Source organism: Synechococcus sp. H60.3 (genome assembly GCF_047462295.1).
GTDB lineage: Bacteria > Cyanobacteriota > Cyanobacteriia > Thermostichales > Thermostichaceae > Thermostichus.
In genome coordinates, this window is record NZ_JANSIY010000132.1 from 1 (window position 1) to 6,054 (window position 6,054).

7 protein-coding genes are annotated in these 6,054 nt (G+C 61.5%); 4 read left to right on the forward strand and 3 right to left on the reverse strand.

The annotated features are described in order from the left end of the window. The 3 genes from NW841_RS11390 to NW841_RS11400 form a co-directional block, all read left to right on the forward strand. The coding region (locus NW841_RS11390; RefSeq protein ID WP_414386459.1) for a WD40 repeat domain-containing protein at window positions 1-379 on the forward strand (379 nt) is incomplete at its 5' end. 30 nt (window positions 380-409) lie between these two features. Further along, a complete protein-coding gene (locus NW841_RS11395; RefSeq protein WP_414386461.1) occupies window positions 410-1,708 on the forward strand; it encodes an FAD-dependent oxidoreductase in 1,299 nt (432 codons plus the stop codon). A 96-nt stretch (window positions 1,709-1,804) separates the two neighbouring features. Further along, window positions 1,805-2,491 carry a glycerophosphoryl diester phosphodiesterase membrane domain-containing protein gene (locus tag NW841_RS11400; RefSeq protein WP_414370522.1) on the forward strand — a complete coding sequence of 229 codons (687 nt, stop codon included), beginning with the start codon at window positions 1,805-1,807 and terminating at the stop codon, window positions 2,489-2,491. Between the two features lie 198 nt (window positions 2,492-2,689). On the opposite strand, the gene mnmA is transcribed toward NW841_RS11400, so the two are convergent. Then, the gene (mnmA, locus tag NW841_RS11405) at window positions 2,690-3,802 is read right to left on the reverse strand and encodes a tRNA 2-thiouridine(34) synthase MnmA (RefSeq protein WP_414386462.1); all 1,113 of its coding nucleotides are present in this window, start codon (window positions 3,800-3,802) and stop codon (window positions 2,690-2,692) included. A 77-nt stretch (window positions 3,803-3,879) separates the two neighbouring features. Further along, the gene (locus tag NW841_RS11410; protein WP_414347654.1) at window positions 3,880-4,629 is read right to left on the reverse strand and encodes a HEAT repeat domain-containing protein; all 750 of its coding nucleotides are present in this window, start codon (window positions 4,627-4,629) and stop codon (window positions 3,880-3,882) included. Window positions 4,630-4,799: 170 nt separating this feature from the next. On the opposite strand from NW841_RS11410, the gene NW841_RS11415 reads away from it, so the two are divergent. Further along, on the forward strand, window positions 4,800-5,720 hold the full coding sequence (locus NW841_RS11415) for a hypothetical protein (protein WP_414386465.1): 921 nt from the start codon (window positions 4,800-4,802) through the stop codon (window positions 5,718-5,720). 128 nt (window positions 5,721-5,848) lie between these two features. Here NW841_RS11415 and NW841_RS11420 read toward each other — a convergent pair whose 3' ends face one another. Next, window positions 5,849-6,043, reverse strand: a complete 195-nt coding sequence (locus tag NW841_RS11420) for a transposase (protein WP_414386466.1) — start codon at window positions 6,041-6,043, stop codon at window positions 5,849-5,851. Window positions 6,044-6,054: the final 11 nt, after the last annotated feature.

Here is a 6,054-nt window from a genome sequence, read left to right on the forward strand (position 1 = left end):
GGTGCTCCTCAGCCCCGATGGCCGCCACTTGCTCGCCGCCAGCGCTTCCGGCATCTGGATCTGGAACGTGGGCACGGGATCCCTCGAGCGCACTCTGGCCCAGCCCTTGTCTGGCTTGGCCACCCTTGCCCTCAGCCCCGATGGCCGCCTGCTGGCCAGCGGCACCGATCACCGCGCCCAGCAGATCAAACTCTGGGATCTGGGCAGCGGCAAAGAGTTGCGCACCCTGGGCGGCCAGACTGGGATGGTGAGTGCTCTGCTGTTTGGCCCCAACGGGCAAACCCTTCTCAGCGGCGGTGCCGATGGCGCCATTCGCATCTGGGGGCCAGAACATCCTGCCTCAGAAGGGGACTCAGCCTTGAGGAATCGAGCCAGGTAAAATACTCCACGGAGAAGGGATCCCAGCAGCATGGGCAGAGTGGTCATTATCGGGGCAGGGCTGGCCGGCTTAACCTGCGCCAAGGTGCTGAGCCAGGCGGGTTGGAGCGATGTCCTAGTCCTGGAAAAAAGCGACGGCCCCGGCGGGCGGGTGCGCACCGACGCGGTGGAGGGCTTCCGTTTGGATCGCGGCTTTCAGGTGCTGTTTACCGCCTATCCCCAAGTGCGGCGGCATCTGGATCTAGGCCAGCTCAATCCCTGCCCCTACCGTCCGGGAGCGATGCTGGCCCAACCCGGTCGCTGCTGGCTGTTGGGGGATCCCCTGCGGGATCCGACCAGCATTGTCCCTTCCCTCTTCAACCCCTTGGCCAGCTTTGGCGACAAGCTCAAGGTGCTGCAGTTGCGGGCGGAGCTGGCGCGGCGCACCCCAGAACAGGTTTTCCAGGAAGGACTGGGGGGATCTGACCGCTCAGTGCGAGAGTTCCTGGAGGAGTACGGATTTTCCCAAAAGATCTGCCAGCACTTCTTCTACCCTTTTTTCCGCGGCATTCTTTTGGATCCGGATCTGGCCAGCAGCGCCCGCCTCTTTGCCTTTTATTTCAAGATGATGGCCGAAGGAGCCATCGTCACCCCGGCGCTGGGCATGGGAGAGATTGTCCGCCAACTGGCCGGCCACCTTGCCCCAGAGCAGATCCGCTACCAAACCTCGGTGGAGCGCATCCTGGTGGAAGAGGGAAAAGTGCGCGGGATCCGCACCGCCAAGGGCGAGGAGATCCCTGCTGAATGGGTGGTCTGTGCCACCGATGCCCCTCAAGCGCGAGCCTGGCAGGCCGAGCTCTGCCCTCAAGCTGCTGTGCCCATCCCCAGCCAGGGACGAGCAGTGACCTGCCTTTATTTCTGCGCCCCCTTTTCCCTGGCCCGCGGTGCCTACTTGTACCTCAACGCCAGCGGCCAAGGCTGGATCAACCACTGGGTGCAGCTCACCCGCCTCAGCCCGGCGCTGGCTCCTGCTGGCCAACACCTCTATTCGGTGACGGTGTTGGGGGATCCCCCTCTGGGCGACGAGGAGCTGGCCCAAGCCTGCCGGGCCGAGCTGCAGGCCTACTTTCCCAAAGCCCCCTTGGAACGATTGCGCCTGCTGCGGGTGTATCGGATCCCTTTTGCCCAGTTTGTCCAGCCGCCCGGCTTTCAGCAGCATCTGGTTCCCACCTGCAGCGGCCTGCCGGGCCTTCTCTGGGCTGGAGAATACACCCACCAGAGCAGCATCGAGGGATCCCTGCGGAGCGGCGAACAAGCGGCGGCCTGGATTTTACAAAAATCTGCTGTATAGCAAGACCCAGACTTTGACTTGCTTAATCCCCTTCTCAGCCCAAAAAGGGGGATGGTGTGGTATGTAGAGGGTGTCTACCCCAGGGATCCCTCTACCATGCAAAGCGCTACTCTTAACCCGTTTTTCCTTCTGCAGCGCTCGTTTGAAGTTGTAGGCCCCGTCTATGGGCCGCTGTTGATCCTGGCCTCTCCCGGCTTTGTCATTCCCATCGTCGCAGAGCTGATCCCACTTTTTGGGGGGATCCTCAATTTGGCCTACAGCCTAATTGTTGCTCCCATCCTGGCTGGCGCAGCCTTTTGGCTGGTGGATCAGCACCTGAAGCGGCAAGCTCCCCTGCTGGGCAACAGCCTCGACCGGGCCCTTTCGAAGGCAGTGCCTCTGGTTTTCGGCAGCATCTTAGTAGGACTCCTCTCTTTCCTTGCCTCCCTCCTTTTGATCCTTCCTGGCATTTACGTGGGAGTCAGGCTGGTTTTTACCCCTTGTGCCATTGCCTTGGAAAATCGAGGAGCTACAGAAGGGCTGCGCTACAGTTGGAACCTTGTCAAGGGCCGCTGGTGGGGCGTGTTTTGGGCTCTTGTGGTTCCAGGTTTGATTTGGGCTGTTGTCTTTTTTGTTTTTGTTGTTTTTGCAGGAGTCTTAGGTTCGATCCTCGGCTTTGATGGGACTGTGCTTGGGTTGGTGCCTGGGGTGGTCGGGGGGGTAGCAGTTACGCCACTTGCCTGGACCTATATCGTGCTCCTGTTCCGATCCCTGCAGCACTTGAAGGGGCAAGCGGCCTCTTGATTGCGGCGTTTGTCTCGGATGGCAAAAAAGGGGAGCCCTCACCCCCGGCCCCTCTCCCAGGGGAAGTCAGCCCAAGCGCTCCGCGCCGCTCACGCGACCACCCCCAGCCCCTCTCCCAGGGGGAAGTCAGCCCTCACCCCCGTCCCCTCTCCCAGGGGGAGAGGGGAGTAATGCCAGAGAGCTCTGCCGAATCTCTAGTTAGGGAGAAGGGCGCTCCAGGATGCCACCTCCCAGCAGGAGATCCCCGTGGTACCAGACAGCGGCTTGGCCAGGGGTGACGCCAAATTGCGGCTCGGCAAACTGTAGCTTCACCCGCTCCGGCGATTCTGGGATCACCATAGCCGGCACCGGTGGGGTACGGTAGCGCACCTGCACTTCCACGGCCAAGGGTTCTGCCGGCGCAGGGATCGAGACCCAGTTCACCCGCCGCACCCACGCCTCAGCTTGGGTGGCTTCTTCCCGCTCTCCCACTACCACGCGGTTCATGGCCGCATCGATGCGCACCACATAGAGCGGACGGGAAGAGGCAATCCTCAGCCCCTTGCGCTGGCCGACGGTGTAGTGGTGGATACCTTCGTGATATCCCAGGACTCGCCCCTGGGTATCGACAATTTCCCCCGGCCTTTGACCCAGGTGCTGATCCAAAAAGTTGCGCATCGAGCCATAGGTCTCGATCAAGCACAGATCCTGGCTTTCGGGCTTGTTTGCCGTAACCAAGCCGTAGCGCGCGGCAATCTGACGGGTCTGGGCCTTGGTGTACTCGCCCAAGGGGAAGAGGCTGTGGGCCAGGTGCTCCTGGCTGAGGTCGTAGAGAAAATAGGACTGATCCTTCTGCCGATCCACCGCCCGCAGCAGTTGATAGCGCCCCAGCTCGGCCTCAAAACGCACCCGCGCGTAGTGGCCGGTGGCGATCTGAGAGATGCCCAGCGTCTCGCGGGCATAGGCCAGCAGGGGGCCGAACTTCACTAGCTTGTTGCATTGGGAGCAGGGCAGCGGTGTGATCCCCTCCCCATAGCCGGCCACCAGGTAATCAACAATGGCGGCCTGAAACAGCTCACGGCTATCCACCACATGGTGGGGGATCCCCAATTGCTCACAGATGGCAGCAGCATCCACCAGGCCGTCGGTGCAGCACTGGCCTTTCCCCCGCATCAGCCAGAGAGTCACTCCCTCCACGGCATAGCCCTGTTCGTGGAGAAGGGCCGCCACCGTGGAGCTGTCTACCCCCCCAGAAAGGGCCGCCACAATGCGGGGCCGAGAGGGGGATCCGGCTATCTCCGGAGCAACTAGAGGATGGGGGCTGGTAACCATCGCAGCAGGGGATCAGGAAACAACAAGGGTCGGCAAATCCTCGCCTCCCTACACCAGGCCAAACCCGGATTTCCAGCTTAGCTTGCTTCCGAATCGGCTGGCCGGGATCCCGCCTCAGGCGTGGGTTCTGGGAAGCCCCTTTGGCGCAGCCGCCGCAGCGAATCCAAAGCCGCCGCGGCAACGCTATCGTGGGGATCCCTGGCCAGATAGTTGAGGGCAGAAACACTCTTGGGCGAGGGCAGATTTCCCAAGGCCTGGGCCAGCCGCTGCCGCACCAGCCAATCTTCCGACTGGGCAAACCGCAGGATGTGATCCAAAGCCCGCAGATCCCCCAGTTCTCCCAGAGCTGCAATAGCCGCCTGCTGCAGCAACACTTCCGGCCCCTCCAACGCCCGCAGCAGCACCTCATAGGCCCGTGGATCCTTCAGGTTGCCCAGGGCCACGGCGGCGCTGAAGCGCACCAGCCACTCCACATCTTCATAAAAAGCCCGCACCAGGGCCTCAAAAGCCCGCGGATCTTCCAAGTAGCCCAGGGCGCCTGCTGCATCGGCGCGAATGCCGTAGTCCGGGTCTTGGGTGAGGATCTCCAGCAGCTTGGGCAGACAGGCGTCCGTCTGCTTGATCCCCAGGGCAAAGACGGCAAAAGAGCGCACCTGCAGGTTTTCGTCGTCGATGACCTGCAAAATCAGCGGCACCGCCTGCTCCGCTGGCACATCCCGCAACTGGGCCAAGGCCACCATGCGATCCGCAGGGCGTTGGCTGCGCAAGCGTTGGGCGATTTCCTCCAGACGAGCGGGGTTGACAGGATCCAGAGCAGAGACAGTCATGGCCTTAACAAATGTTTACAGTCTCTCTTCATTATGGCAAATTGGGCTGCGCTCGGACAGGGGCCGGCTTTGAGGTCGGGATCCCTATCGACAGGGGCTGAGGCTTTGATTGGGAAATCCTAGCATTGTTGCTGAAAAAAGCAGCTCGATGGAGCCCCATCCCCAAGATTTTGGCTATTTTGGTGATGCGAGGCTCTCTGCCGGTGGTCTCTATGCTGAAATCTTCGCCTGGTCGCCAACTGCTCTCACTTGGGATCCTCCTGTTGTCGGCAGGGGGCATGTTGTGCTTGTCCCCTCGTTTATCTTCTGCTTTGGCCAACGAACAAGCGGTTCCCGAAGCGGAGCTGGCGCTGCAGCCGCTTTTGCCGCCGGGATCCCGCATCCTCCGCTCCCGTCGGCTGAGCGACACAGCAGCCGAGATCTGGGTGGAGTCGCGCGGCGGCAGCAGCCCCGTGATCATGCGGCTGAATGCCTCAGGCCGTTGGGAACAGGACATGAACGCTACTCTGGCGCGGGGAGCCAGCCAGATGCAGGCTCTTGCCCGGCAACAAACGGCAAACCTGCCCGACGGTTTTGGCCAGACCGCTCCTGACCAACCGCCGCCGGTGCCTTCTCTTCTGCAAACCACCCAAGCTGCCTCTAGCCTGATCCCACCGGTGGATCGGGAGCAGGAAACCCAGCGGGCCTTAAGTGGAGCCGGACGGGCGGATCCCTTTGTGCCCCAGAACGTGCGTGCCCCTGAGCCGACCCTTGATCTGCCACCTCTACCTCCGCCTCCGGAACTGCCGCCGCCCGGCAATGGTGGCGAAGTGCCCGTAGCAGTGACCACCCCGCTCCCGACGCCCACTCCCGACCCGGCGGCCTTTGCCCGCAGCGTGCAAGTTTCTGGGGTTGTCCAAATCGGCGGTGAATCCTTTGCGCTGGTTTCCGGTCCAGGCGTGATCCCTTCTGTGGTGCAGGCCGGGCAGAACTACCAAACTGCCAGGGTGGCCGGAGTATCGGTGCCAGAGCGACGGGTTGTGCTCTCGGAAGGAGGCGAGACCGTCGTGAAGACAATGCAAGACACCACTGTGATTGTGGGTGCGCCCTAGCCGTGGCTATTCCAGAGCCCAGCGGTTTGATCTATTCTCCCGCCTCTGGGCAAGGGATTTTTCCAAAGTCAAGTCTAACTCCCCTCTCCCTCTGGGAGAGGGGCCGGGGGTGAGGGAGTCTGGGAAAATCAACGTAAGGCGCGGGATTCCCCACCGTCTATACGGTGGGGAGGGATAGCGCCTCCTGACTGACTCTGGATATATCGCTTCACAATTTCTAGAGGTGCACCGCCGCATGAGACAATACACTTAGAATTATGCCAAAGCTTAGCCTTTCCCCAGTACACTTTATTGAGCTGTTCCGCAAACTGTTGCCTTAGTATGCGACTTGATG

Excerpts from the sequence above, each read along its gene's own strand:
- NW841_RS11395 (WP_414386461.1), top strand. The coding sequence starts at position 410 with ATGGGCAGAGTGGTCATTATCGGGGCAGGGCTGGCCGGCTTAACCTGC.
- NW841_RS11400 (WP_414370522.1), top strand. The coding sequence starts at position 1,805 with ATGCAAAGCGCTACTCTTAACCCGTTTTTCCTTCTGCAGCGCTCGTTT.
- mnmA (WP_414386462.1), bottom strand. The coding sequence starts at position 3,802 with ATGGTTACCAGCCCCCATCCTCTAGTTGCTCCGGAGATAGCCGGATCC.
- NW841_RS11410 (WP_414347654.1), bottom strand. The coding sequence starts at position 4,629 with ATGACTGTCTCTGCTCTGGATCCTGTCAACCCCGCTCGTCTGGAGGAA.